24 protein-coding genes are annotated in these 25,337 nt (G+C 69.7%); 9 read left to right on the plus strand and 15 right to left on the minus strand.

Features of this window, described 5'->3' with window-relative positions:
* Positions 1–88: 88 nt before the first annotated feature.
* Both FHT38_RS13805 and FHT38_RS13810 read right to left on the minus strand, forming a co-directional pair.
* A complete protein-coding gene (locus tag FHT38_RS13805; protein ID WP_091732823.1) occupies positions 89–727 on the minus strand; it encodes an XrtA/PEP-CTERM system exopolysaccharide export protein in 639 nt (212 codons plus the stop codon).
* Positions 728–902: 175 nt separating this feature from the next.
* A complete protein-coding gene (locus tag FHT38_RS13810; RefSeq protein WP_091732819.1) occupies positions 903–1,784 on the minus strand; it encodes a ThiF family adenylyltransferase in 882 nt (293 codons plus the stop codon).
* A gap of 370 nt (positions 1,785–2,154) precedes the next feature.
* Here FHT38_RS13810 and FHT38_RS13815 point away from each other — a divergent pair, with 370 nt between their 5' ends.
* Complete coding sequence (locus FHT38_RS13815) at positions 2,155–3,111, plus strand: PEP-CTERM sorting domain-containing protein (RefSeq protein WP_091732814.1); 957 nt, start codon at positions 2,155–2,157, stop codon at positions 3,109–3,111.
* Between the two features lie 66 nt (positions 3,112–3,177).
* On the opposite strand, the gene FHT38_RS13820 is transcribed toward FHT38_RS13815, so the two are convergent.
* The 6 genes from FHT38_RS13820 to FHT38_RS13845 form a co-directional block, all read right to left on the minus strand.
* Entirely contained in the window at positions 3,178–4,278 is a 1,101-nt protein-coding gene (locus FHT38_RS13820) for a type II toxin-antitoxin system HipA family toxin (RefSeq protein WP_183492107.1), read from the minus strand.
* A 1-nt stretch (position 4,279) separates the two neighbouring features.
* Positions 4,280–4,558, minus strand: a complete 279-nt coding sequence (locus FHT38_RS13825; RefSeq protein ID WP_255488686.1) for an XRE family transcriptional regulator — start codon at positions 4,556–4,558, stop codon at positions 4,280–4,282.
* A gap of 179 nt (positions 4,559–4,737) precedes the next feature.
* The gene (locus FHT38_RS13830; protein ID WP_183480564.1) at positions 4,738–6,150 is read right to left on the minus strand and encodes a TolC family protein; all 1,413 of its coding nucleotides are present in this window, start codon (positions 6,148–6,150) and stop codon (positions 4,738–4,740) included.
* Between the two features lie 252 nt (positions 6,151–6,402).
* Positions 6,403–7,611 carry an HlyD family type I secretion periplasmic adaptor subunit gene (locus tag FHT38_RS13835; RefSeq protein ID WP_091732806.1) on the minus strand — a complete coding sequence of 403 codons (1,209 nt, stop codon included), beginning with the start codon at positions 7,609–7,611 and terminating at the stop codon, positions 6,403–6,405.
* Between the two features lie 10 nt (positions 7,612–7,621).
* Complete coding sequence (locus FHT38_RS13840) at positions 7,622–10,012, minus strand: type I secretion system permease/ATPase (RefSeq protein WP_091732802.1); 2,391 nt, start codon at positions 10,010–10,012, stop codon at positions 7,622–7,624.
* Positions 10,013–10,031: 19 nt separating this feature from the next.
* Complete coding sequence (locus FHT38_RS13845) at positions 10,032–11,885, minus strand: tetratricopeptide repeat protein (protein ID WP_255488687.1); 1,854 nt, start codon at positions 11,883–11,885, stop codon at positions 10,032–10,034.
* A 434-nt stretch (positions 11,886–12,319) separates the two neighbouring features.
* Here FHT38_RS13845 and FHT38_RS13850 point away from each other — a divergent pair, with 434 nt between their 5' ends.
* The gene (locus tag FHT38_RS13850) at positions 12,320–12,832 is read left to right on the plus strand and encodes a hypothetical protein (protein ID WP_183492109.1); all 513 of its coding nucleotides are present in this window, start codon (positions 12,320–12,322) and stop codon (positions 12,830–12,832) included.
* 3 nt (positions 12,833–12,835) lie between these two features.
* Here the strand turns inward: FHT38_RS13850 and FHT38_RS13855 are convergent, their stop codons facing one another.
* Positions 12,836–13,348, minus strand: a complete 513-nt coding sequence (locus FHT38_RS13855) for a DUF1993 family protein (protein ID WP_091733819.1) — start codon at positions 13,346–13,348, stop codon at positions 12,836–12,838.
* Positions 13,349–13,480: 132 nt separating this feature from the next.
* Between FHT38_RS13855 and FHT38_RS13860 the strand changes: the two genes are divergently transcribed.
* The 6 genes from FHT38_RS13860 (at position 13,481) to FHT38_RS13885 (ending at position 18,722) form a co-directional block, all read left to right on the plus strand.
* A complete protein-coding gene (locus FHT38_RS13860) occupies positions 13,481–14,488 on the plus strand; it encodes a D-2-hydroxyacid dehydrogenase family protein (protein WP_091732794.1) in 1,008 nt (335 codons plus the stop codon).
* Positions 14,485–15,120 carry a chromate transporter gene (locus FHT38_RS13865; RefSeq protein ID WP_183492110.1) on the plus strand — a complete coding sequence of 212 codons (636 nt, stop codon included), beginning with the start codon at positions 14,485–14,487 and terminating at the stop codon, positions 15,118–15,120. The genes FHT38_RS13860 and FHT38_RS13865 overlap by 4 nt, the downstream gene beginning before the upstream one ends.
* Entirely contained in the window at positions 15,117–15,692 is a 576-nt protein-coding gene (locus FHT38_RS13870; protein ID WP_183492111.1) for a chromate transporter, read from the plus strand. Before FHT38_RS13865 ends, FHT38_RS13870 begins: the two co-directional genes overlap by 4 nt.
* A gap of 53 nt (positions 15,693–15,745) precedes the next feature.
* On the plus strand, positions 15,746–16,033 hold the full coding sequence (locus FHT38_RS13875; RefSeq protein ID WP_183492112.1) for a hypothetical protein: 288 nt from the start codon (positions 15,746–15,748) through the stop codon (positions 16,031–16,033).
* Between the two features lie 90 nt (positions 16,034–16,123).
* On the plus strand, positions 16,124–18,253 hold the full coding sequence (locus FHT38_RS13880) for an acyl-CoA dehydrogenase (protein WP_183492113.1): 2,130 nt from the start codon (positions 16,124–16,126) through the stop codon (positions 18,251–18,253).
* A 100-nt stretch (positions 18,254–18,353) separates the two neighbouring features.
* Positions 18,354–18,722, plus strand: coding sequence for a glyoxalase superfamily protein (locus FHT38_RS13885; RefSeq protein ID WP_183492114.1), 369 nt, complete (start codon positions 18,354–18,356; stop codon positions 18,720–18,722).
* 40 nt (positions 18,723–18,762) lie between these two features.
* Here the strand turns inward: FHT38_RS13885 and FHT38_RS13890 are convergent, their stop codons facing one another.
* The gene (locus FHT38_RS13890; RefSeq protein ID WP_183492115.1) at positions 18,763–19,707 is read right to left on the minus strand and encodes a LysR family transcriptional regulator; all 945 of its coding nucleotides are present in this window, start codon (positions 19,705–19,707) and stop codon (positions 18,763–18,765) included.
* A gap of 86 nt (positions 19,708–19,793) precedes the next feature.
* Between FHT38_RS13890 and FHT38_RS13895 the strand changes: the two genes are divergently transcribed.
* On the plus strand, positions 19,794–20,684 hold the full coding sequence (locus tag FHT38_RS13895) for an MBL fold metallo-hydrolase (protein ID WP_183492116.1): 891 nt from the start codon (positions 19,794–19,796) through the stop codon (positions 20,682–20,684).
* A gap of 316 nt (positions 20,685–21,000) precedes the next feature.
* Here the strand turns inward: FHT38_RS13895 and upp are convergent, their stop codons facing one another.
* The 5 genes from upp to FHT38_RS13920 all read right to left on the minus strand — a co-directional run bounded on the left by upp (position 21,001) and on the right by FHT38_RS13920 (position 25,071).
* Positions 21,001–21,633, minus strand: a complete 633-nt coding sequence (gene upp, locus FHT38_RS13900) for a uracil phosphoribosyltransferase (RefSeq protein WP_183492117.1) — start codon at positions 21,631–21,633, stop codon at positions 21,001–21,003.
* Between the two features lie 104 nt (positions 21,634–21,737).
* Positions 21,738–22,493 carry a 23S rRNA (guanosine(2251)-2'-O)-methyltransferase RlmB gene (gene rlmB, locus FHT38_RS13905; RefSeq protein ID WP_091732739.1) on the minus strand — a complete coding sequence of 252 codons (756 nt, stop codon included), beginning with the start codon at positions 22,491–22,493 and terminating at the stop codon, positions 21,738–21,740.
* A gap of 39 nt (positions 22,494–22,532) precedes the next feature.
* Positions 22,533–23,333, minus strand: a complete 801-nt coding sequence (locus FHT38_RS13910; RefSeq protein ID WP_183492118.1) for a DUF1624 domain-containing protein — start codon at positions 23,331–23,333, stop codon at positions 22,533–22,535.
* 96 nt (positions 23,334–23,429) lie between these two features.
* A complete protein-coding gene (locus FHT38_RS13915) occupies positions 23,430–24,836 on the minus strand; it encodes a DUF6895 family protein (protein WP_183492119.1) in 1,407 nt (468 codons plus the stop codon).
* 4 nt (positions 24,837–24,840) lie between these two features.
* Positions 24,841–25,071: a hypothetical protein gene (locus FHT38_RS13920; RefSeq protein ID WP_141225433.1), complete on the minus strand. Its 231-nt coding sequence runs from the start codon at positions 25,069–25,071 to the stop codon at positions 24,841–24,843.
* Positions 25,072–25,337 lie beyond the last annotated feature (266 nt).

A 25,337-nucleotide genomic window follows, 5' to 3' on the forward strand; every position in this document is an offset into this window, starting at 1 on the left:
CGGGAACGGGCCGGTACTTCGGGAAACGGGCGGGACTGGCCGGGACCGGGCCGTCGCGCCGCGGGCGCGCGGACCGGCCGGGCGGCGGTCAGAAGAAGCTCTGCGGAATGATCAGGATGTCGCCCGGGCGCATCTCGACGTTGGCGGAGACGTCGCCGCGACGGATCAGGTCCTTCAGACGCACCGAGTACTGCTTGTTGCCCTCGGCGGTGCGCAGGATGGTGGCGGAGTTGCCGGCCGCGAAATCGGTCAGGCCGCCGACGGCGATCATCACGTCCAGCAGGGTCATCTTCTGCTTGTAGGGCAGGAACTGCGGCTTGGCGGCCTCGCCCACGACGCGGATCTGCTCGCTGTACGGGCCGATGAAGCTGGTGACGATCACGGTGACGACCGGATCGCGCACGTACTTGCCGAGCTGCTTCTCGATGTCGCGGGCGATCTCGACCGAGTTCTTGCCCTGCACCGGCAGCTCGTCGATCAGCGGGGCGGCGATCTTGCCGTCGGGACGCACGGGCACGGTCAGCGACAGCTCCGGATTGCGCCACACGATGATGTTGAGGTTGTCGCCGGCGCCGACCACGTAGCTGTAGTCGGCCTGCGAGGCGGACACCGGCGCGGGCGGCAGGCTGCCGGTGGTCGAGCAGCCGGCCAGCACCGTGGCGACGGCCAGCAGCGCGGTCTGTGCCGCCTTGATGGAAGCGATCTTCAGTCCAGTGTTCTTCAACATGTCCACCCCTGCAGGAAGCTGCCCGGATTGCACCTCAGCGCGCCCGGGTGTGGAACCCCCTGGACTGAGGGCGATCCCTTCCTGACGTGATGGAATTCCGTGCTAGCGGAGCCCCCCGAATCCCCCTGCGGGGGGCCCTCGAATCCCTCCTGGATCGGCCGGGAAAACCCCCGGTTCAGCGCCCGCGGAGCACCGGCTTGATCAGCGCGATCAGCAGGCGCTGCAGCGGATGGGAATTTCCGCCGGGCCGCCAGGTGTGCTTGAGCGTGCCGCGATAGGCATCGAAATGCATGCCCCAGGGCGCCGCGCGCAAGGGGCCGCGATTCAGCAGCAGCTTCAGCACATTCGTGCCCATGACGCCGGCGCACAACTCGCAGGCCATGCCGGTGGACGGGCCGCGCCGTTCCTTGAAATTCACCGCCTCGGGGTCCACCAGATACTGCCGGCTGAGCATGGCCGGCGATACCCCGGCGATGAAGCGCGCATATTGCTCCTCGTGCGCCGCGCCCTCGACCTGGAAATAGTCCTCGAAACTCATCCCGGTGGGGCTGAAGTAGAGAAAGGCGGTGCCCATGCCCAGAGGAGCGGCGGTCATCGCGGGAATGCCCAGCTCGCGGCAGCGGCGAAAGACCTTGCGGCGCACCTCCAGCACGAAAAAGTCGAGGCTGTCGACATACACGTCGACATCCTTCAGGAATTCATCGAGATTGGCGTCGGTGACGCCGTCGCGGAACAGGCGGATATCGCTTTCCGGATTGATGTCGCGGGCCATTTCGGCGACGACCTCGATCTTGGGCCGCCCCATCGACGACATGAAGGCCGCGGCCTGCCGATTCATGTTGTGGACATCGAATTCATCGAAGTCGGCGATATTGAAATTGGCGATCCCCAGACGCGACAAGGTCAGTACATGGGCGCCGCCGACGCCACCCAATCCGGCCACCGCGACGCGGGCGCGCCGCAGCCGCTGCTGTTCATCCCGGGTGACCCAGCCGATATTGCGCGAGAAGGCGCGGTCGTAATCGAAAGTAAAACCGGAGGGGGTGTCGCGGCTCATGGGGTCTCCCTGTATTCGAATCGCGTCCGCCGGCTCGCGGGACCGGTCTGCGGGACGCAGCCGCCGAGTATGCGCCTGCCGCCATGACGGCCATCGGCCGAAAAACGGGACGGGGCGCGCGCCGATCGCCCTCGGCCCCACCCTGCCCCGCGCAGCGCGACACCCCCTCGACACCCCCCGAAATGTGGGCCAGACCGCTGTCGAAAAACTTGACAGCAAGCGCCGAGGATTCCCGCATCCGATTGCCAAGTCCTTGATTCACAAGGATGAAAGACGGCTGGCACGGTCCTCGCTTTGATCCCGGGCAAGAAGCCGGCACGTGCCGCTTCCTAACGTGCATCTGGCAAGACGCATCCTCAAGGAGAGACACATGTTCAAGCAAGCAAAGCTCGCACTGGCCGCCACCGCGCTGGCCGCTGCGACGTTGCCGGCGATGGCGGCCCCGCTGTACATCAACACCGGCCAGGACTTCCGTCCGGAGCCGAACGGCTCGACGAACACCACCGTGTTCGACCAACTGGGTTACAGCGGCACGCTGGCGACCTCGATCTACCTGGGTTCGCCGGCCACGCCTGGCACCACGGTGATCGACACCAACATCCCGTCCGTGATGAACGGCTACGGCTTCAGCGCCGGCACCAAGCCCACGCTGAGCGGCGGCACCGCCTCGTTCAACTATCCGAACGCGCCGGCGCAGACCAACATCGACTCGCTGAACAACCCGCAGAACCCGACCGACCTGAACGGCTTCGTCGGTGGCGTGGGCTTCCCGGCCTACGGCTTCGGCAACGTCGGCGGCCTGGGCGGCGCCTGGGGCCTGACCTACCAGTACGAGATCCAGGGCGTGACCGTGGACGGCAACGGCGACGGCGTCTCCGACTTCGTCCGCTACAACACCGGCGTGTTCAAGGTGTTCTACCAGAGCGCGGCGACCGACCCGAACAACGGCAAGGAAGTCCTGCGTCTGATCGTCACCGGTTCGGACATCCAGCTGACCAACCTGAATGTCAGCGGCTACGTTGACTACAGCTACGCGGGCGGCGACACCTTCATCCAGAACTTCTTCAACTCTGGTGACGGTCTGGGCACGCTGTACAGCAACTGGCTGAACAACAACATCTCGGTGAGCTGGGTGCTGGACACCAACGTCGATCCCCCGATCCCGACCCCGGACCAGCTGTGGAACGCGGGCGGCGGCCTGATCCGTCAGTCGACGCTGGACGGCTCCCTGGTGATCAACGTGCCGGAACCGGGCTCCCTGGCCCTGGTCGGCCTGGCCCTGGCGGGCCTGGGCTTCGCCCAGCGCCGCCGCGCCCTGCGCAAGTAATCTCGGCTTCGGCTGAATGCGAAAACCGCCCTTCGGGGCGGTTTTTTCTTTGGGGAATCGGAAGATTCAGGCGCGCCCGAAGGGCCCCGGCCTACGGGTTCGGCGCACGGGCGACGCGTGGCGGCTCGGAGCGCCGCAGATGAATTCCTGACAGCCCTGCCCCGAGTGGGTCGGTAACACGTCATACGCCGGCGCCAGGCGCAGACGCCCGTTCTCACGCGGGCTCACCACCAGCAGCGCATGGTTCTTCTCATGGTCGTCCGTGTTGTCCACCAGAATGTTGAACACCATGCGGCGGAACAGCTCGCGCGCGTCCTGCCGGTTGATGCCATCCCGCGCCACCCCGATGCGACGAAGCAGTCGCGCCAGCTCGGGATAGCCCATCTCCGGCTCCATGCCGGAGGGCGTGGCCGCACGGATGGCCGTTCCCGCGGACATGCTGTGAATGCGTCGACCGTCGCATCGGTCGAAGCGCCGGATGGCGATCGCGCTGGCGCCGGCCAACGGAACGATGCGCGTCTCTGCCACCGTGATGCCTGCTCGCGCGGCCAGCGTCATCGTCGCGTGCTCGACCAGCGGTGAATCGACCGCCTCCCCGCTGTAGAACTTGATCACCCATTGTTCGCCGCCGATGTCGATGAGCGCCTTCGGCTTCGCGCCGCCCAGCGCACTGCCACCGCCAGCGATGAGCCTCGCCTCGATCGCGCTAAGCGGCTCCGAACTTTCAATCTTCGCCACCACCTCGCTGAGCGCCTGGGCGTCGGCGAGGCGAGGCAACGGGCCGCCCGGCCGGGGCTCATAGGCGATCGCCGACGAAGACACCCCCAGCGCGCCAAATCGGTCATCGCCGGCGTAGTACAGGAATTCCATCAACGACAGGCGCTTGGGGCGATCGGCGAATCGGATGACCTTCTCGCCCCAGCGGTCCGGACGCGCGTCATCGACCGCGCCCACCGCACGCAGGCTGTCGCCCGTCAACCGGCCGGGCGGCAGGAACTCGATGTCCCTGAGCGGCAGATCCTCGCTCAGCGCGAAGCCCTCGGTCAGCCAGGAAGCGCCGTATCGCAACGACACGCCCTTGCCGTTCGCGACCAGCCTGAGCGCACCGACATACGCAGGCGCCGACGGGTCGCCCAGATACCAGAGATGCAAGTCGTCCCAGCGCATGTCACTCCTTGTCCTGCGATGAACGCAGGCGCTCCTGCGCCGCGGCCAGCGCGCGCGCGCGGCCGAGTTCGACGGCCTCGCGGACGTCCAGTTCCAAGGCGCCGCGGTCGTGTTCGGGGGAAGCGAGATTGCCCAGTTCGCCGTCGCGCTGGATGAGCCACAACGCGCTGGCGACGATGCCGATGCTGATCGAGGGGTCGCCCGATTCCAGCCGTCGCAGCGTGGGCACCGTGGTGCCCAGCCGCTGCGCCCAGGATCTCAGCGATTCCTTGCGGCGCAAGCGTGCGACCGCAAGGTCGGCCCCGAGTTTCTCGAGGGCTCCGAGCGTGGCGGGAGGAAGTTGAAGCAGTGCACGCGCTGTCTTTGGCATGGATGTAGATTAGTACAAAAAGCGCTGTTTTGTACCCATCTATAAACACAAATCATGGCGCAGCCTCAAGCCATGGCCTGGAGGCGAGATCAACGCAACGGCGTCACGACCCCCCGGCCCTGGGACCAGATGATCGCCACCACCTGCTGGGCGTCGTACAGCGCGTTCACGTGGGCGACCCGCATCGAGTAGTAATCGCCTTCCGCGGCCATCACGTCGAACAGGGAGCGCTTGCCGAGCTGCTGCCACTGCTGGAGCGTGAAGCCGCGGACGCGTTCGCTGTTGCGCAGGATGTCGACCAGCCGCCGCGAGCGGTCCAGCGACGAGGACGCCGCCTCGTACATCTCCTGCACGCGATAGCGCTTGGCCTCGATGGTCTCGTCGCGCTGCAGCGAAGCCGCCTGGGCGCGCCGGCGCGCCGAGGTCAGCGCCGAGTCGGCGCCCGGCTGCACGATCGGGATGTTGACCGTCACGCCGCCGATCCAGTCGGTCTGGCGGGCCTGGCCCACCGTCGAGTTGCCCGACACCAGCAGGCTCACGCTGGGCTGCTGCCCGGCGCGCACCGATTCCGCATAGCTGCGCTGCGCCTGCGCCTGGGCCGAGGCGGCCGCCACGTCGGGCGACACCATCACGTCGGCCAGCATCTCGTTGAGGTCGGGCAGGCGCGCCAGCACCGCGCTCATCGCCGCGCCGCGCGGCAGCTCGTCGCCGACGAAGCGCTTCAGACGCACCTCGGTCTGGCGCAGCGCGGACGTGGTCTGTTCATAGGACAGGTCGGCCTGCTGCAGGCTCTTCTGCGCCTGCACCAGCTCGCTGGCGCGGCCGCGGTCGGCCTTGGTGATGATGTCCAGCGCCTCGACCAGGCAGGCCATCTTGCGCACGTACTGGCTGTAGACCTGCGCCTGCAGCTGGTAGCGGCCGCGGTCCAGCGCCAGCGACACCGTCTGCAGCGCGACCTGTTCCTCGGCGCTCGACTGCCCGAAGCGCGCGGCCTCGAGGAGCTGCGACTTCCATTCGGTCAGCTTGGTGATGCGGCCCGAGTCGTAGATCGGCGCGGTCACGCTCAGCGAGCCCCGTCCCTGCAGGCCGCTCGAGTGGTTGCCCGGGCCGTCGCCCGGCAGCACGGTGCCGGTGTGAGCGGCCGACAGGCCCAGCGTCACCGTGGGCAGGCGCTGGGCCTTGGCTTCCTGGTAGTCGGCTTCCGCGGCCAGGGTCAGCAGCCGGGTCGCGCCCAGCGCCTTGCTGCGGTTGAGCGCGCGGTTGACGAGCTCCTGCAGCTGCGAGCGCGGGTCGGCATCGCCGACGTCCAGCAGCGCGGTGTCCTTGGCCGAGAGCTGCGCGGGCGGCAGCGTCCGCTCGTCCGAGCAGCGGCTCGGCGGCGGATCCTGCGCCCAGACGGGTGCGCTGAAGCTGGCGAGCGCCGTCAGCACGACGGCTGCGCCGGCGTTCAGGCGAAAGATGGAGGTACGCCGCGGGCTCCGGCGTGGAGTCGAGATGGTCATGGTCACGCGTACTGCAAGCAATTTCCCATGCCTCTACTGGACCATCCCGGCGCGGATTCGAAGCGGAGATAAGCGGCGCGCAATCGGCCTAATCGGCCTGTTTTGCCCCGATCCGATGCCCGGTGTCTCGGGGCGTGGCGAGCGGGTGCTGGGCTAGGCGCGGGTGCCGACCCACCGGAGCGTAGCGGCGCTACGTGAGGATGGGGAGGCGGGCCCCGCAACGACGCCCAGCGCCCGCGCAGTAGCCCTTGCTCAGCGCTCTCGCAGCGCTTCCTTCGACTTCAGCATGGGTCTCAGGAGGTAGCTCAGCACCGAGCGCTCGCCCGTGCGGATATCCACCATCGCCGTCATGCCGGGGATGACCGGCAGCGGCTCGCCCTTGGCGCGCAGCGTGTTGTGCTCGGCGGTGATCAGCACCCGGTAGTAGGTGCCTTCGTTGTTCTTCTCGGTCTCGCCCAGGGCGTCGGGGCTGACGTACTCGATCTTGCCGTGCAGGCCGCCGTTGACGTTGAAGTCGTAGCCGTTGAGCTTGACGATCGCCGTCTGCCCGACCTGCACGTAACCGATGTCCTTGGGCTTGATGCGCGCCTCGACCAGGATGCGGGGGCCGATCGGCACGATCTCCATGATCGGCGAGCCGGAAGTGATCACCCCGCCGACCGTGTTCATCTTGATGTTCTTGACCAGCCCCTTGACCGGCGACTTCAGCACCGAGCGCGTGACCGCGTCGCGGCGCACGACCAGTTGCTCGTCGAGCTGCGCCAGGTCGGTCTGCGCCTTGGACAGCTCGGTGCTGGCGTCCTGGCGGAAACGGCTGATGCGCTCGTTGCGCTGCTGCTGGAGTTCGTTGACCTGGCGCGTGACGCGCATCACCTCGACGTTGGACATCAGGCCCTTGGACGCCATGTCCTGCGCCATCTTCTGCTCGGTGGCGAGCAGGCCGATGCTGCGGTTGATGCTGGACGTCGCCTCGTCGAGCACGCGGCGGCGGGTGTCGAAGACCTCGCTCTCGCTGTCGACCAGGCGCTGCACGCCCTTGACCTCGTCGGGGAACTTCAGCGGCACGCCCAGCGCCTCGGCGCGCAGCCGCGCCACCTGCGCCATCAGGCCCAGGCGCTTGGCCTGGCTCTCGTTCTCGGCGGCCTCGGCGCGGGTGGGATCGAGCTCGGCCAGCGCCTGGCCGGCCTCGACTTCCTCGCCTTCATGCACCAGCAGCTTGCCCAGCGTGCCGGACTCCAGGCTGGCGATGACCTGCTCCTTGCCGTCGGGCACGATGCGCGCGTCGCTGCGGGTGACCTCGTCGACGGTGGCGATCGAGGACCAGACCAGCCCCACCAGCAGCACGGCCGCCATCAGGTACAGGGCCCAGACGGCGCGCGGCAGCGGCTCATCGATCAGTGCCGACTGGACGCTGCTGACGAACAGGCCTTCTTCGCGGCTGAGGGTGGTGGACTTGGACATGGCGCGAAGCTCAGACGGACGCGGCGCGGTTCATGGCCTGCGCGGCCGGATGCACGTGGACGGGAGCGCCCTGCGGCGCCTGGCCCGGCTGCGGTTGCGGTTGGGCGGGCTGCTGGCCCGGCGGGCGGGCACCGGACAGCGCGGCCAGGACCTGGTCGCGCGGACCATCCATGACCAGCCGGCCGCTGTCGACGACGACGATGCGCGAGACCAGCTCCAGCACCGCCGGGCGGTGCGTGACCATGATCAGCGTGCAGCTGCCGGCGGCGTCGCGCAGCTGGCGCAGGAAGGCGATCTCGGACTGCGCGTCCATCGAGCTGGTGGGCTCGTCCATCAGCAGGATCTGCGGCTTGGTGACCAGGCTGCGCGCGAGCGCGACCAGCTGGCGCTGGCCGCCAGAGAGCAGCGAGCCCATCTCGCCGACCGGCAGGTCCCAGCCCATCGGATGGCCGGCGACGACGCGGTCCAGGCCCGTCAGCTTGGCGACCTCGACCAGGCGTTGCGCATCGACATGGCGGCCCATCAGCACGTTGTCGCGCAGCGTGCCGTGGAAGAGCCGCGGCTCCTGCGACACGAAACCGACCTTGCCGCGGAACTCCGCCGGGTCGACCTGGCGCAGGTCGATGCCGTCGATCTCGACATTGCCCTCGGTCGGCTGGTACAGGCCCGCCAGCATGCGCAGCACGGTGGACTTGCCGCTGCCGATGCGGCCCAGGATCGCGATGCGCTCGCCCGGCTGCACCCGCATCGTCACGTTGCGCAGCACCTTGGGCGACTGGGCATCGCCCTGCGCCGGATAGGAGAAGCCGATGTCGTTCAGGCCGATGCGGCCGGTGATCTGGTTCAGCGGGACGTAGTTGCGGGTGGAGTCGCGCTCCACCGGCGCGCTCATCACCGAGTTCAGCGACAGCATCGCCGCGCGCGCGCCCTGGTAGCGGGTGGCCAGGCTCACCAGGCTGTTCAGCGGCACCGTGGCGCGGCCGGCGAACATGACGGCGCCGATCAGCGCGCCGGCGCTGATGACGCTCTCGTTGATCAGGTAGACGCCCCAGACCAGCATCACCAGGTTGATCGCCTGCTGCATGGTCATCGAGATGTTCATGCTCCAGCTGGCCATCGTGCGGGCGCGCAGCGCGGACTCGGCGACGATGGCGGTGCTGTGCTCGTAACGGCGCAGGAAGCGGCCCTCGGCGCCGGTGGTCTTGAGGTCCTCCAGGCCTTCGAGCGCCTCGACCAGCGTGCCGTGCAGGTCGGCCGACTCGGTCATGTTGGTGCGCATCGCGCGGCGCAGGTAGCCCTGGATGCCGAAGCTCATCAGCAGCATCAGCGGGATCGCGATCATCAGCACCCAGCCCAGCGGGCCGCCGATGATGAAGGTCATCGCGACGAACAGGATCACGAACGGCAGGTCGGTCAGGACCGACATCGTGGCCGAGGTGAAGAAGTCGCGCACCACCTCGACCTGGGCCAGGTAATGCGCATAGGAGCCGGCCGACGCGGGGCGATGCTCCATCCGCACGCCCAGCGTCTGGCGGAACAGCTTGGCGCCGACGATCAGGTCGGTCTTGCGCCCGGCCAGGTCGATCAGGTGGGCGCGCAGCTGGCGGGCGAACAGGTCGAAGACCAGCGCCAGCCCGGCGCCGACGGCCAGCGTCCACAGCGTGACGAAGGCCTGGTGCGGGATGACCTTGTCGTAGATGACCGAGGTCACCAGGCCCGACACCATCATGAGCACGTTGCTCAGCAGCGCGGCCAGCATGGCCGAGCGGTAGTAGGGAATGAAGCGCTTGAGCGTGCCGAACAGCCAGTGCGAATCGGCCTGCAGCAGCGGGGTCTCGTCCTGGGCGCCGGCGATCGGCTTGGCCTGCGACACCTCCTGCGGCGTCACCGCCAGGATGAAGCCGCTGTATTCCTGGTCCAGTTCCGCGGCCGGGGCCACGCAGCTGGCGGCCTCCGGGCCGGGGAAGACGACCTCGTAACGCACGCCGCCGGCGGCATCGTCGTCCAGGCGCCGCACCAGCACGCAGGCATCGCCGCCGTTGAGCAGCAGCACCGCGGGCAGCAGCAGCTGGTGGATCTCCTCGATGCCCTTGCGCAGCAGCCCGGCGTTGTAGCCGGCCTCGCGCATCAGGCGGATGGCCTGGTCGGGGCTGATCGCGCCCTCGACCGGCGCGCCGGCGCGCAGCGAATCGGCCGAGCGCGCGCGCCCGTGATGCTGCGTCAGCCAGGCCAGGCACTGCAGCAGCGGATCGATCGCCGGCTGCTGCGCCAGGTCCGCGAGCGGGTCCTGCGGCTCGTCCGGCATGCCGGGCGCGCGCTGGCCGTCCTCGGCCGCCAGGCGCAGGCCGGGGCGGCGGGCGCGCTGGTCACCGTCGAAGAAGGGGTCGTGCGGCCGGTTCATTTATCGAATCTTCGTCACTTCAAACGCGATGGGCGAGGGCCAATTGCTCGAATTCGCGCTCGATGTCACGCACGATCGCCGGCATGTCGAAAAGTGCGCTCTGGCGGCCCTCTTCGCGCAGGTAGCGCTTGTAGGAGCGGGCGCGGCCGGGATTGAGGCCGATCTGGATGGCGCGCTCGACGTAGTCGTCGAGCGAGAAGGTGATCAGGTCCGGCAGGCCGACGGCCGTCAGCAGGCTGCCGCACATGCGCGAGATGTAGCTGCGGCCCGAGCGCGTCAGGATGGGCGTGCCCATCCAGAGGCAGTCGCTGGCGGTGGTGCCGGCGTTGTACGGGAAGGTGTCCAGCACCAGGTCCGGGAGCTGGAAGCGCGCCAGGTAATCCGGCGGCGCGACGCGCGGCGCGAAGATCAGCCGCGACGCGTCGATGCCGGCCGCCTCGGCCTCGCGGCGCAGGTTGGCCTTGGCCCATTCGTTGTCCGCCAGCAGCCACAGCACCGAGTTCGGCACCCCGTGCAGGATGCGCATCCAGGCGCCGAACATCTCGGCGTTCATCTTGTGGTTGTTGTTGAACGAGCAGAAGACGAAGGCGTCCTCGGGCAGCTCGTACTGGGCCCGGGTCGGATCGGCGCCGACCTCGCGCTGGCGGTCGCTGACCTGGTAGCAGTGCGGCAGGTAGATGGGCTTTTCGGAGCAGTACGGCAGGTATTCGGGCGGCATCACGAAGCGATCCGCGATGATCCAGTCCACGCCGGGCAGCAGCGAGGTGGCCGGCAGGCCCAGGTAGCTGACCTGCACCGGCGCCGGCCGGTGGGCCAGGATGTTGGGCCGGGCGCCGCTGGTCAGGCCCTGCAGGTCGACCAGCACGTCGATGCCGGCCTGGGCGATCAGCTTGGCGGCGGTGGCATCGTCCATCGCGTTCAGGCGCCAGACCTTGTCCATCGACATCAGCAGCCGCTTGCGCAGCGCGGTGCCGTCCTCGCGGCTCCAGTCGAAGGCGTGGATCTCGAATTTCTCGCGGTCGTGCAGCGCGTAGAGCTCGGCGGTGAGCAGGCCCACCGCGTGCATGCACAGGTCGCCGGAGAGGTAGCCGATCTTGATCTTCCCCTGCTGGCGGGCGGCGACCGAGACCGGATGCTTCCAGAGCGCTTCCTTCTGCTTCGTCACCTTCTCGTGCACGAAGCGCTGGGCGGCGCCCATCTGCAGCGCGGGATCGTCGGTGGCGCTCAGCGTGGCCAGCAGCGAGGTCGCGATCAGCAGCCTGTTGTGGGTCACCTCGCCGAAGGGCTGGTAGACCGGCCACTTGCACTGCTTCTGGCGGATGTGGACGTAATGCTGCATCACGTCCGTTTGTTCGGGATTGAGGGTGAGGCTGCGGACCATCAGCGCCTCGGACTCCTCGTAGCGCCGCTGCAGCTCGAGCAGCCGGGCGGCGTTGTTGAAGGCGTGGGTGCGCAGACCATCGGTGTCGGCGCCCAGGGCCTCCATGGGGCCGGTGGCGTCGTAGACCGCCTGCCAGGCGGCCAGCGCCTCGTCGACGCGGCCCAGGTGCTCCAGCTGATGGCCCAGATTCAGGCGCGCCTGGGCGAAGCCCGGGCTGATCGCCAGCGCCTGGCGGTAGACCTGCTCGGCGCGCTCATGCTGCTGGATGTTGCCCAGCACGGTGCCCCAGTTGTAGAGGGCCACCAGGCGGGCCGCCGGCGGCTGGCCCTCGTGCGCCAGCCAGGTCTCGTACAGGTGGGCGGCGGCGTCGCCGAGCTGCTGGGTCTGGAGGAAGTTGCCGCGATCCATCAGCTCCGGCAGCGGGAGCGAGCCCTCGCGGGCGCGGATCAGCAGCTGCTCCCATTCCTGGGCCAGGGGGGCGGGAACGCTCAAGTTCGGCATGCTGGGGCGGGCGATGTCCATGGGATCGGGCTTTCGGGGCACGGTGGGACGGCCTGGCGGACACGGCCGGACGAGCCGGCGCGGGCCCTGAGGCCGCCTGTACGGATTGTGTCCGCGCGTTCCCGGGGGAATCCCGGCAAATGGACGGTGCCGACCGTCCATTTCCCTGCCTGGAAGCTCCCGCCCTGGGCGCGCCGCGGACACCGGCGACCCGCCCATCTGGCCCGTTATCGGCCGCCGGAGCGAGAACTTGAGCACGATTTGCAGGCCCCGTCACCGCCTTATCCAGGCTTCGAGGGACAAGGCGGACTTCCACAATCGCCCCGCGATCCTGGCCTCGAAGCCGGGACGCCGCGCGATGAGCAGGCCCGGAAAGGGACGTCGAGGGACGCGCGTTCGATCCACCACGCCAAGAAGAACTCACCATGAAGGCGATACGGAGCCAGTCGGGTTGGGATGAGATCGTCGAGGAGGCGCAAGCCGTCGAGCTCGACGACCTGGAGACACGGGCGGCCGACGACCCGAGCGGGCTGGCACCGGCCAGCCGCCTGGGCGGCACCGGCGGCGCGGCGATGAACGACGCGCCGGTCCGGCGGCGCCATGGGGATTCGATCTTCCAGAGCCTGATGCGGCTGTGGCCCGGCGAAGGTCGCCGGCCCCAGGCGAGCGCCCGGGCGATGGCCAAGCTGCGGACGGCGTTCCGGGCCAGCGTCGCGGACCTGGCCGACGAGGCCGATGCCCCGGCGCTGGAGCGGGTGAACGCCCTGCGCCGCCACATCGTCCATGCGCGGCATCCGCAGGACCTGTGGCACCTGCGGACGGCGATCTATACGGAAGTGGCGCGGGCCTTCGACCAGGCGGAAGCCGGGGCCCGGCTGCTGATGCTCAACCGGCAGCTCGAGCAGGGAAAGAGCCTGCTGCGGAGACTGCTCGGCTGACCCTTACTTCGGCTGACCCAGGAAATCCATCTTCCCCAGCGGCACGCCGGCATGACGCAGCAGCGCGTACAGCGTCGTCGCGTGGAAGTAGAAGTTGGGCAGGTTGAAGAAGCGCGCGAAGTCCTGGCCCTGGAACTGCAGCGGCTCCTTGTCGCGGCGCGGCACGCTGACCGAGCGCGTCTCCGAGCCGTTGATCTGCTCGGCGCTGACGGTCTTGAGGAAGTCGCGCGTCTTCTGGATGCGCTGCAGCAGTTCCTCCAGCGAGGCCTCGGTGTCGGGCCAGCTCGGCACCTCGATGCCGGCCAGGCGGGCGGCGCCGCTCTTGGCCGCGTCGCTGGCGATCTGGACCTGGCGCGGCAGCGGCAGCATGTCTGGCGCCAGCCGCAGGGTCAGGTAGACGGACTCGTCGAAGCCCTTGGCGATGGCGTGATCACGCGCGGTGCGGATCCAGGTCTGCATGTTGGCCAGCATGCGATCGAACACCGGCACGGTCGCGGCGTACATGTCCATGGAGATCTCCTCGTCTTGGAAGGGGTTGGGATGCGAAGCGGGCGCGATGCTAGTGCCTGTTCCGATCTGTTGCACGACGCTCGCCCAATGGCCTTGGGCCGGCCGTTTCAGGCGAGTAGGATCGGTGCCCGCACGCCTATGAACATCATCATCCTCGACGACTACCAGGACGCCGTGCGCAAGCTGCCTTGCGCCGCCAAGCTGGACGCGCTGAACGCCAAGGTCTTCACCAACACCGTCAAGGGGATCGGCCAGTTGTCGATCCGGCTGCGGGATGCGGAAGTCCTGGTAACGATCCGCGAACGCACCCACTTCTCGCGCCAACTGCTGGAAAAGCTGCCCAAGCTGAAGCTGATCTCGCAGACCGGCCGCGTCGGCAAGCACATCGACCTGGACGCCTGCACGCGGCTGGGCATCGCGGTGGCCGAGGGCGGCGGCTCGCCGATCGCCCCCGCGGAACTGACCTGGGCGCTGATCATGGCCGCCATGCGCCGCCTGCCGCAGTACATCGCCACGCTCAAGCACGGCGTGTGGCAGCAGTCGGGGCTGAAATCGGGCTCGATGCCGCCCAACTTCGGCCTGGGCATGGTGCTGCGCGGCAAGACGCTGGGCATCTGGGGCTACGGCAAGATCGGCCAGCTGGTCGCCGGCTACGGCAAAGCCTTCGGCATGCAGGTGCTGGTCTGGGGCAGCGAGGCCTCCCGGCTGCGCGCCCAGGCCGACGGCCACCAGGCGGCCGACAGCCGCGAGGCCTTCTTCGAGCAGGCCGACGTGCTGTCGATGCACCTGCGGCTGTCGGACGAGACCCACGGCATCGTCACCGGCGAGGACCTGGCGCGGATGAAGCCGACCGCGCTGTTCGTCAACACCTCGCGCGCGGAACTGGTCGCCGATGGCGCGCTGGTGTCCGGCCTGAACCGCGGCCGCCCCGGCATGGCCGCCGTCGACGTGTTCGAGTCCGAACCCATCCTGCAGGGCCACCCGCTGCTGCGGCTGGAGAACGCGGTGTGCACGCCGCACATCGGCTACGTCGAGCAGGACAGCTACCAGATGTACTTCGACGCCGCCTTCGACAACGTCCTGAATTACATGGCGGGCAAGCCGACCAACATCGTCAATCCGGATGCGCTGAAGGTGCACCGGTGAGCGGGCCCGAAGGCCGCGCCGCCGCGGACCGCGATGGCGGCGACGCGGCACCGGTCGCGCTGGCGCGGCCCCGCTCCCTCTCCCACCTGTTCTGGGCCTTCAGCTGGCTGGCGCTGCAGGGCTTCGGCGGCGTGCTGGCGGTGGCGCAGCGGGAACTGGTCGAGCGGCTGAACTGGATGTCGCGCGAGGAATTCGTCGAGACGCTGGCGGTGGCGCAGGTGCTGCCCGGGCCGAACGTCGTGAACATCTCGCTGATGATCGGCGACCGCTTCTTCGGCCTGCGCGGCGCGCTGGTGGCGCTGGCCGGGATGATGACCTTCCCCGCTGTGATCGTGCTGGCGCTGGCGGCGCTGTCGACGACCTGGCTGGCATCGCCGCGGATGACCGGCGCGCTGCGCGGCATGGGCGCGGTGTCGGCCGGGCTGATCCTGGCCACCGGCTTCAAGCTGCTGCCGTCGCTGAAGAAGAATCCGGTCGGCCTGATGCCGGGACTGGCCCTGGCGGCGCTGGTGTTCGGCGCGACGGTCTGGCTCAAGCTGCCGCTGTTCTGGATCGTGCTGAGCGTCGGCGGCCTGGGCATGACGCTCGCGCTGATCGCGCTCAAGCGCAGCCGCGCCGGGGCCCGCCCATGAGTCCGGCGCTCAGCCAGATGCTGGCGGGGACGCTGAGCTGGCCCGAGCTGGGCGCGCTGATGCTGCATTTCCTGATGCTGTCGCTGCTGTCGATCGGCGGCGCGATCACGACGGCGCCCGACATGCACCGCTACCTGGTGGACGAGCGCCACTGGCTGACGGACCAGAGCTTCACCAGCTCCATCGCGCTGGCGCAGGCCGCGCCGGGGCCGAACATCCTGTTCGTCGCGGTGCTGGGCTTCAACGTGTCGGGGCTGCTCGGCGCGGCGGCGGCGATGGCCGGAATCCTGCTGCCGTCGACGACCCTGGTCGTCGCGGCCACCCGCTGGGCGCGCAACAACCGCGAGCACCTGGGCGTGCGCGCCTTCACCGTCGGCATGGCGCCGCTGACGCTGGGCCTGATGATCGCGACCGGCTGGCTGCTCGCGGCGCCCTACCTGGTCGAGCCCGGCCATCGCTGGGCGACGCTGGCGATGATCGTCGCCACCGTGGTCCTGACGATGCGGACGAAGATCGGCATCGTGTGGCTGGTGCTCGGCGGCGGGGTGCTGGGCGCGCTGGGCGTCGTCTAGGCCGCGGCCATCGATCGCGCGCTCGCGCCACTCCTCTTCCCCAATTGCTCCTCATGCGCCTCTCTCCCGTTCAAGTCGTCGCCGGCGTCGCCGCCGTGGTCCTCGCCGTCGCCGGGCTGGTCCTCGCGACCCGCTTGCGCGAAGCCGCCGTCGACATGCTGTCGGCCCCGCGCCACCGTGCGCCCGCGACGAGCGCCCATGTGCCGCCGCCCGATGCCAAGGCCACGCCCGCCGGCGTGCGGGTGATCCCCATCGGCGTCGCCCCGGCGAATCCGACGAATGCGGCGAATCCGGCGAATGCGGCGAGTTCGCCCCAGGCGGGCCGACCGGGCGGTCGCTGAGGCGGCGCCCCCCGACACCGCCTCGCGTCCTACGCGCACACGCGCCCCAGGCCGACCTCGCCGCCCCGTGCGTGGGCCTAGGCTCGCCGCATGGGATTGCACCGACTCCTCGGCCGCCTGGCGATGACGCCCTTCGCCAAGGCCCTGCCCGCGATGGGCGACACCGAACGCGCCGCGCTCGAGGCCGGCACCGTCGGCTTCGAGGGCCAACTCTTCGCCGGACAGCCTGATTTCGACGCGCTGATCGCGCGCGGCCCCAACCGCCTCACCGAGGAGGAACGCCGCTTCCTGGACGAGGAGGTCGGCACGCTGGTCGGCATGCTCGACGACCACGCCATCGACGAGGCCGGCGACCTGCCACCGCAGGTGTGGCAGTACCTGCGCGAGCACCGCTTCTTCGGAATGATCATTCCGAAGGAATTCGGCGGGCTGGGCTTCGGCCACTACGCCCACGCGGAAGTCGTGACCCGCATCGCCACCGTCAACACCGCCTGCGCGGTGACGGTGATGGTGCCGAACTCGCTGGGACCGGCCGAGCTGCTGCTGCGCTACGGCACGCCGGCCCAGCAGCAGCACTACCTGCCGCGTCTGGCCGACGGGCGGGAGCTGCCCTGCTTCGGGCTGACCTCGCCGTATGCCGGCTCGGACGCCGCGTCCATCCCCGACCGCGGCGTGCTCACCGAGCGCCTGGTCGACGGCCGGCCGGTGCGCGGCTTCAGCGTGCGATTCGACAAGCGCTACATCACTCTGGCGCCGGTGGCCAGCGTCGTGGGGCTGGCCTTCCAGGCGGTGGATCCGTCGCGTCCCGGGGGGCAGCAGGAACTGGGCATCACCTGCGCGCTGCTGCCGGTGCCCACGCCGGGCATGGAGATCGGCCGCCGCCACCGGCCGATGGATTCGGCGTTCATGAACGGTCCGATCCGCGGCAAGGACGTGTTCGTGCCGATGGACTGGGTGATCGGCGGCGAAGCGCGGGTCGGCCAGGGCTGGCGCATGTTGATGGAATGCCTGGCCGCCGGTCGGGCCATCTCGCTGCCGGCGTTGGGCGCGGCGATGCAGCAGACGGCGCTGTTCGTGGTCAACGGCTACGGCCAGGTGCGCGAGCAGTTCGGCCTGCCCATCGGACGATTCCACGCGATCGCCGGCATCACCGCGCAGATGGCCGCGCGGCTCTACGCCACCGATGCCGCGCGCCGCTACACCGCGGCGGCGCTGGATGACGGCGAGCGGCCCAGCGTCGCCAGCGCCATCCTCAAGGTGCAGCTCACCGAGGCGGGCCGCCGCGCGGTCAACGACGGGATGGACGTGCTCGGCGGCAAGGGCATCATCGCCGGGCCGCGCAACCTGCTGGGCGTGGCCTATCGGCATGCGCCGATCGCCATCACGGTGGAAGGCGCCAACCTGCTGTCGCGGGCGCTAATCATCTTCGGCCAGGGTGCGACGCGCTGCCACCCGTTCGTGCTGGAGGAGATGGCGGCCGTGCAGGCGCAGGAGCCGGAGCGGCTGGGCCGAGCGCTGGTCGGTCATGTCGGCCATGTGATGCGCAATCTCTGGCGCAGCCTGGCACATGCGCCGCTGCGCGGCGAGCCGCCCGCCGACCTGCGCGCCGAGGCGCGCCTCATCACCTCGCTGTCCGCCCGCTACGCGCTCACGGCCGATCTGGCCATGGGGCTGCTGGGCGGCAAGCTCAAGCGCATGGAGCTGCTGTCGGCCCGGCTGGGGGACGTGCTCGCCGGCCTCTACCTCGCGGCCGCCTGCGTGTGGCGCTATCAGGTCGAGAACGACCCGGCGATGCTGCCGGTCGCGCGGGCGGCGATCCGCCTGCAGCTGCACGAGACCGCGACGCTGCTGCGCGAGCTTTACGCCAACCTGCCCTCCGCGGCGCTGCGTGCGGTGGCGCCGCTGATCCTGCACGGCACCGGCCACCTGGCGCCGCTGCGCGACCGCGAGGCCATCGCGCTGGCCGATGCGCTACGCACGCAACCCGCGCTGATGCGCCGCCTGTGCCCCGACGTCTCGCGCCCGATGCGCGGCGGCCTGCTCGACCTGATGCGGGCGCTCGAGGCGGCGGGCCAGCTCGGCGACGAAGTGCCCGAACTCAACAAGGCGCTGCGCCGCGCGGGATCGCTGGAAGCGGTGGCGAAGGGGGCGCGCAACCCGGAGGCGGCGCTGGCCTACCTGGAGGCGGCGGAGCAGGTGATTCGCGTGGACGAGGACTAGACGGGCGCGTCCACGGCGATCCAGCGCGGTGCGTCCCTTCCCCGGATGCCTGGTCGGATAGGATCCGGCGCTCCAAGAGAAAGCCTGGGGACTCACGCCGATGAAGTTCAGCCACACCACCCCGATCCTGCGCATCTTCGACGAGGCCAAGGCGCTGGAGTTCTACGTGCAGTTCCTCGGCTTCCAGGTCGATTGGGACCACCGCTTCGAGCCGGGGCTGCCGCTCTACCTGCAGGTGTCCCGGGACGGCTGCGTGCTGCACCTCTCGGAACATCACGGCGACGCCTGCCCCGGTGCGGCACTGCGCATCCAGACGGACGACATCGAGGGCTTCCACGCGGAACTGATCGGCCGGCGTTATGGGTACGCCCGTCCCGGACTGGAAGAGACGCCCTGGGGATCCAAGGACGTCTCGGTGACCGATCCCTTCGGGAATCGGCTGACCTTCACCAATGCCATCAGCACGTAGAGCGCAGGCGACGCAAGGCGCCGGTGGATAACGGCGCTCCTCAGGGCCGGTCCGGCGCCTTCTGGAATCGCTCGCCCAAGACCTCGACGAACTGCCGCACCTTGGCGGGACGGAAACGCGCCGTCGGGTAGACCACATGGATGCCGCCGCTGGGCAAGGTCCACTGCGGCAGCAGGTGGACCAGCGTGCCCTGCTCCAGTTCCGCGGCCACCGCGTAGTCCGGCAGCACCGACAAACCGGCGCCCAGGCACACCGCCGCGCGGACCGCCAGCGTCGCGTCGAGGCGGATCGCGGACGCCACCGTCACCGCCTGACGCTCGCCCTCGCGGTTGGTGAACTCCCAGTGCTCCGGCGCCTTCAAGGCCGTGTTGGCGACGAAGGGCAAGGCGGCCAGCTGCTCCGGCCCCTGCTTGCGGTTCAGCCGTCGCGCCCACGCCGGCGCTCCCACCAGCAGCTGCCGGAAGCTGCCGATCTGCCGCGCCTGCAGCTGCAGGTCGGTCAGCCAGCCGACACGGATCGCCAGTTCCGCTTCCCCCGCCAGCAGGTCCAGCGGCAGGTCGCTCAGCGTCACGTCGACCTTGCATTTCGGATGGCGCCGCGAGAACTCGACGATGGCGGGCACCACCGCCGTGAGGCCGTAGTCGAACGGCGCGGTGAGGCGCAGCGTGCCGGTCGGCTCGGTGGACACATCGAGCAGCTCGTCGAAGGCATCGCCCGCCTCGCGCAGGATCACGGCGCAGCGCTGATAGAAGGCGAGCCCGGCATCGGTGGCGATCACCCGCCGCGTACTGCGGGTCAGCAGCTGCGTCCGGTACTCCCGTTCCAGCCGCGCGACCTGCTGGCTCACCACCGCCTTCGTGACGCCCAGCCGCTCCGCCGCGGCGGTGAAGGTGCCGGCCTCCACCACCGCGGCGAAGTAGGCCAGGCGCTTCAGGTTGTCGAATGCGACGGGACCGGCCTCGGGCTGATTGTTTGCTTTTGACATACGGAAAGTCTACAGAAGAGCAGTTTTTCTTTACTCCGCGGATTCCTACGATGCGCTCATCCGATTCGAGCCTTGAAAGGACTCCCATGATGACCCGTCGCGATTTCGTCCAGACCGCCGCCGCCGGTGCGGCCTTCTCCCTGGGCGGTGCCCATGCCCAGGGCGCCGCCCCGCTGCAGTGGCAGGCCCTGCCGGCCGGCGAACGCGGCTTCTTCCGCGCGCCGGTGCTGCTGTCCGGCGCCAAGGAGGCGATCCTGATCGACGGCGGCTTCTCGCTGCCGGACGGCCGTGCGGTCGTGGAGGCGATCAAGGCCTCGGGCAAGACGCTGACCACCATCTATGTGAGCCAGAGCGATCCCGACTACTACTTCAGCCTCGGCCCGGTCAAGGCGGCCTTCCCGTCGGCCAAGGTCATCGCCGCCTCGGCCACGATCGCCGCGATCAAGGGGAACGTCGAGAAGAAGCTGGCGGTCTGGGGCCCGCAGCTGAAGGAGAACGGCCCGCAGACCCTGGCCGACGTCGTCATGCCCGAAGCCTTCGACGGCCCGGCGCTGCAGCTGGAAGGCCACGCGGTCGAGATCGTGGCGGCCAGCGAGCTCGAGAACCGCCGCTACCTGTGGGTGCCGTCGCTGAAGGCGGTCTTCGGCGGCGTGCTGGTCTTCTCCGGACTGCACGTCTGGACGGCCGACACGCCGACGCCGCAGGCGCGCGCCGCGTGGATCCGCAACCTCGAGGCCATCGCCGCCCGCAAGCCCGCGATCGTGGTGCCGGGCCACCTGGCGGCCGGCGCCGCGCTGGACGTCTCGGCCGTGACCTACACCCGCGACTACCTGCTGGCCTTCGAGGAAGAAGCGGCGAAGGCGGCGGACAGCGCCGCCCTGATCGCCGCGATGAAGCGGCGCTACCCGTCCGCCGGCCTGGCTCCCGCGCTGGAGATCGGCGCGAAGGTGGTCAAGGGCGAGATGAAGTGGGGCTGAGCGGAGGCCGGAAAAGAAAAGACCCGGTCGCTTGCGCGGCCGGGTCCCAAAGTCGACCCCAGGTGGTCTGCCTGCGGTCTCCCTGCTCGTGAGAGGAGAACAAGGGCCAGCGCGAGCTAGGACTCGGGGCTGACAGTCGTCATTCTGCGGATCGGCGACGGCGCAGGGAAGCGGCGGATGCCGCAAATCGGCGTACTTCTTCGCCCGACCCCGATGCCGGTTGCCCGACAAGGACGGTGCGATTCCCTGACAGCCGGGACCGATGCGGCCGCCTTCCCAAGGACAGGCGCAGGCAGGCGCAGGCCGGAAGGCAGGCTCAGGCGTCCTTCGTGCCGAAGATCTTGTCGCCGGCGTCGCCCAGGCCCGGGATGATGTAGCCGTTCTCGTTGAGGTGGGAATCGATCGCCGCCGTCCAGCAGCGCACGTCCGGATGCGCCTTCGTCAGCGCGGCCACGCCCTCCGGCGCCGCCACCAGCACCAGCGCGCGGATATCCTTGCAGCCGCGCTTCTTCAGCAGGTCGATCGTCGCGATCATCGAGCCCGCCGTCGCGAGCATCGGGTCCACGATCAGCGCGGTGCGCTGGTCCAGCTGGCCGACGAACTTCTCGAAGTAGTTCACCGGCTGCAGCGTCTCGTGGTCGCGGGCCAGGCCCACCACGCTCACCTTGGCGTTGGGCATCATGTCCAGCACGCCGTCCAGCATGCCCAGCCCCGCGCGCAGGATGGGCACCACCGTCACCTTGCGGCCGGCGATCTGGTCGATCTCCACCTCGCCGCACCAGCCCGCGATCGTCGTCTTCTCCAGCGGGAAATCGGCCGTCGCCTCGTAGGCCAGCAGCCGCGCGACCTCGCCGGTCAGCTCGCGGAACTTCTTGGTGGACATGTCGCCCTCCCGCATCAGGCCGATCTTGTGCTTGACGAGGGGGTGCTTGACTTCGATGACGGCCATGGCGGTAGGAGGTCCGGTAAGGGTGTCGGGCCCCGGTCAGGACCCCTGGAATGTCGGCGCGACCCCGTGGGGCCGCAGGGGCGCGATTATCTCGCGCCGCGGGTTCAGTCCCGCTTCTGGCGCTGGCGCAGCGCCTCGTACAGGCACACGCCGGCCGCGACGGAGACGTTCAGGCTCTCCACCGCGCCCTGCATCGGGATGCGCACCAGCTCGTCGCAGGTCTTGCCGGTCAGCTGCCGCATGCCGGCGCCCTCGGCGCCCAGCACCAGCGCCACCGGGCCGCTCAGGTCCAGGTCGTACAGGGTCTTCTCCGCCTGGTCCGAGGTGCCGATCACCCAGATGTCGCGCTCCTTGAGCTCACCCAGCGTGCGCGCCAGGTTGGTGACCATCAGGTAGGGCACCGTCTCGGCCGCGCCGCTGGCCACCTTGGCCACCGTGGCATTGAGGCCGACCGCATGGTCCTTGGGCGCCACCACCGCATGCGCGCCCGCGCCATCGGCCACCCGCAGGCAGGCGCCCAGGTTGTGCGGATCGGTCACGCCGTCGAGCACCAGCACCAGCGGCGGGCCCTCGACCTCGTCCAGCAGGTCGTCCAGCGAGTGCTGCTGCGCCACCGCCTTCACCCGCGCCACCACGCCCTGGTGACGGGTCGTGCCGCAGAGCTTCTGCAGCCGGTCGTCGTCGCTCTCGACCAGCCGCGCGCCGGCGGCCTCGGCCTTCTCGAGGAACCCGCGCATGCGCTGGTCCTTGCGGGTGGCGTCGAACAGGATCTCCTGCACCGACGCGGGCGCCGTCTTCAGGCGCACGGTCACGGCATGGAAGCCGAACAGGATCTGGGTCTTGGTGGGAGAGGAGCTCATGGGGCGCGATTGTCGCAGGCCGCGTTCCCCGCCCCGGCCTCAGAGCCAGCCGAAGTGCCGCGCCGCCATCAGCGCGCCGATCATCACCGGCTGGTGGACCATGTAGTACGACAGCGACCACTGCCCCATCACCGACAGCGGCCGCCACGCGGGCCGCAGCGGGCGCTGCATCCAGCGGCGCACCGACGCGGTCCGCATCAGCGCGCAGCTCCAGAGCATCGGGCCGAGCCAGGGCAGCAGCGGCACGTAGTCCTCGGTCAGCGGCTTGCGCGTGACCAGGCCGACCCAGTTGGTGGTGCGCGCGTCGAAGAACGGATGCGCCACCAGGAAGGGCAGCGCGATCGCCACCGCGCCCAGCCCCCACAGCGCCAGCGTGGGCAGCCGCGCGAAGCCGAAGCGCACCAGGATCAGCATCAGCGCCATGCCGTGCAGCACGCCGAAGCTGATGTACGAGCGCGGGAACATCCACCACGAGCCGATCGACACCAGCAGCGCGCAGGCCATCACCTGGCCCCAGCGGCGCCAGAAGCGGTAGGCGGTCTGCCCCTGCGACAGCGCCACCGCCTGGCCCATGCCGGCGCACAGCAGGAAGAGGCTGACGATGCCGCTGCGCTGCCAGGTCCAGAACGGATCGCGGTAGAAGTCCTCGACGATGACCTTGAAGTAGCTCAGGTCGAAGCAGAAATGGAAGACCGTCATCCACACCATCGCCAGGCCGCGCAGCGCGTCGAGGCGGTCGAAACGGGGCGTGGGGGTCTCGGGGCCCGGGGGCGGGAAGTCGGCGGAGGCGCCGTGTCCGGGGTCAGGCGTTGCGGTCGGGAGGCGGGCCGGCGGATTCATCGAGGAACGAGTCTACATAAGCCGATCCGCCCCACGATGACGCTGAACCGGCAATCGGTCACGGGCAAGCGGCATACCCCGCGCCGCGCGGCGCCGCTACGCCGGTGGGCCCGACCGCGCCACCGCGGTCGTGCGCCGCAGGCGCATCAAGGCCTGGCGCGCCGACGGCCCGTCGCCGCTGCCGTGCTCGAGCGTGCCCGCCAGCGCCTCGCGCAGCTGCGCGAGGTCTCCCGCGGCCGCGCGACGGAACCAGACGTTGAAGCACAGCGAGGTCAAGGCCGCCTGGCGGCTCGCGTCGAGTTGCTCGAAGGCCTGTTGCCAGCGCGGCGTCGGGGCACGGGGCGGCAAGCGCGCGAGCCAGCCGGTGTCTCCAACCGGCGCCGCAACGCGCCGCGGCGGCGACGCCAGCGAGGCGGATGACATGAACGGTGCCGGCATCCCCCGTGGCGAGGGCGACACGAGCGAAGCACGCGACGCGATCGCCGCGGGCGGCGCGGCGCCCGGCCGCAGCGTCGCCGCGCACAGCATGCCCATCACGAGCGTCGCGTGGTACGACGTGCGCAGCACCATCTCGTCGCGCGCAAGGCCCGGCACCGGCTCGGCGGCCCACCGCGCATGCTCCGGTCCCGGCAGGAAGCCGAATTCATCCTGCACCGTCGACAGCAAGTCGAAAGCGAACGCGGCGGCCGCGCTCCACGGCCGGTCCAGCATCGGCCAGGTCCACAGCAGTTCCGCCGCGAGGTCGAAGTTGTCCGCATCGAGCGCCGCGGCGAGCGCCGCCTCGGCCTCGGCCAGCACCTCGTCCACCGGGCGCGGCAGGCGCACCGGCCGGCGCCCCATGTCGGACGCATACAGGACGACGTGGGTGAACATGTAGAGGTCGAGCGTCGAGCACGCCAGCACGTCCAGCGGCCAACCGATGCAGGTGGCGGCCAGCAGTTCCGCGTCGATGGGCTCGACGCCGACCCGGCCGCGCCGCAGCTGGTCCAGCCACTCGCATTCCAGCTGGTGATTCGGCAGCCGCTCGGCGCCGCCGGCGACCTCGCCCTCGAGCAGTTCGTCGAGCAGGCGGTCGAAGGCCTCGTCCGGATACCCGGCGTCGCCGAGGAACAGGTGCGCCGACGCATGTTCCAGCGCGCGGCCGGTGTCGTGGCACAGCCGCGCCTTCACCCGCGCACCGCGTGCCGGCGCGACCAGTTGCACCGCCAGCAGCCGCGACTCCACGTCCAGCGTCTCGTCCTCGCCGCGCAGGTTCGCCGCCATGCGCAGCAGCATCGCCGCCTCGCCGACGACCTTCGCCAGCACCAGCGGCGCCGGGGCACCGCCTCCTCCCGCCGCGCCAGTCGCTGCGCCCTCCTCCTCGGCCAGCGCGCGCTTCAGGCTCCGCCGGGCCATGCGCACCGCCAGGTGCACGCGGCCCAGCAGGTCTTCCCGGCGCCGGGCGGCGGCCGACCGCCTGCCCACCATCGGCCGGACCACCGGCATCGGGACGACCGCGCTCATCGCGTCACTCGCGCAGCTGGCGGACGTCGCGCACGATGTCCAGCTCCGGCCCCGGCCAGCCGCAGTTCCAGATCGCGTTGCGGTTGATGATCGTGACCAGCACCTCGCCTTGCAGCAGGGCCCGTTCGCCGAACTTGGCGAAGGTCGCGCCGACCGCGTCGGCGTTGATGGCCTTGCTCTCCACGAGCGCCTCGATGACTTGCTGCTGGAACGCAGTTCTCGCTTCAGATCTCATGACAGCCTCCTTGAAGGGTTTCGCGTCGGAGCTGAAGCGGACTGCCTCCCCCTCGATCGCCTACCGGTTGTAGGTGGCCCTCTCGGCCCCCACTACCCCTAGCTCGCCCCCCTCCGAAGAGGCCCCTCCAAAGAGGCAACCGCAAACAGGCTCCCCGAAGGGGGGAGCCCCCGCCGGGGCGACCGGCGCGCTGCGCGATTCCAGATTAGGGGATTACCCGCAGTTGTCAGACATCCTCTTGATGAGCGCCGGTGGCATCGCTACCA

The sequence above is a fragment of the Mitsuaria sp. BK041 genome (assembly GCF_014193085.1).
Lineage (GTDB): Bacteria > Pseudomonadota > Gammaproteobacteria > Burkholderiales > Burkholderiaceae_C > Roseateles.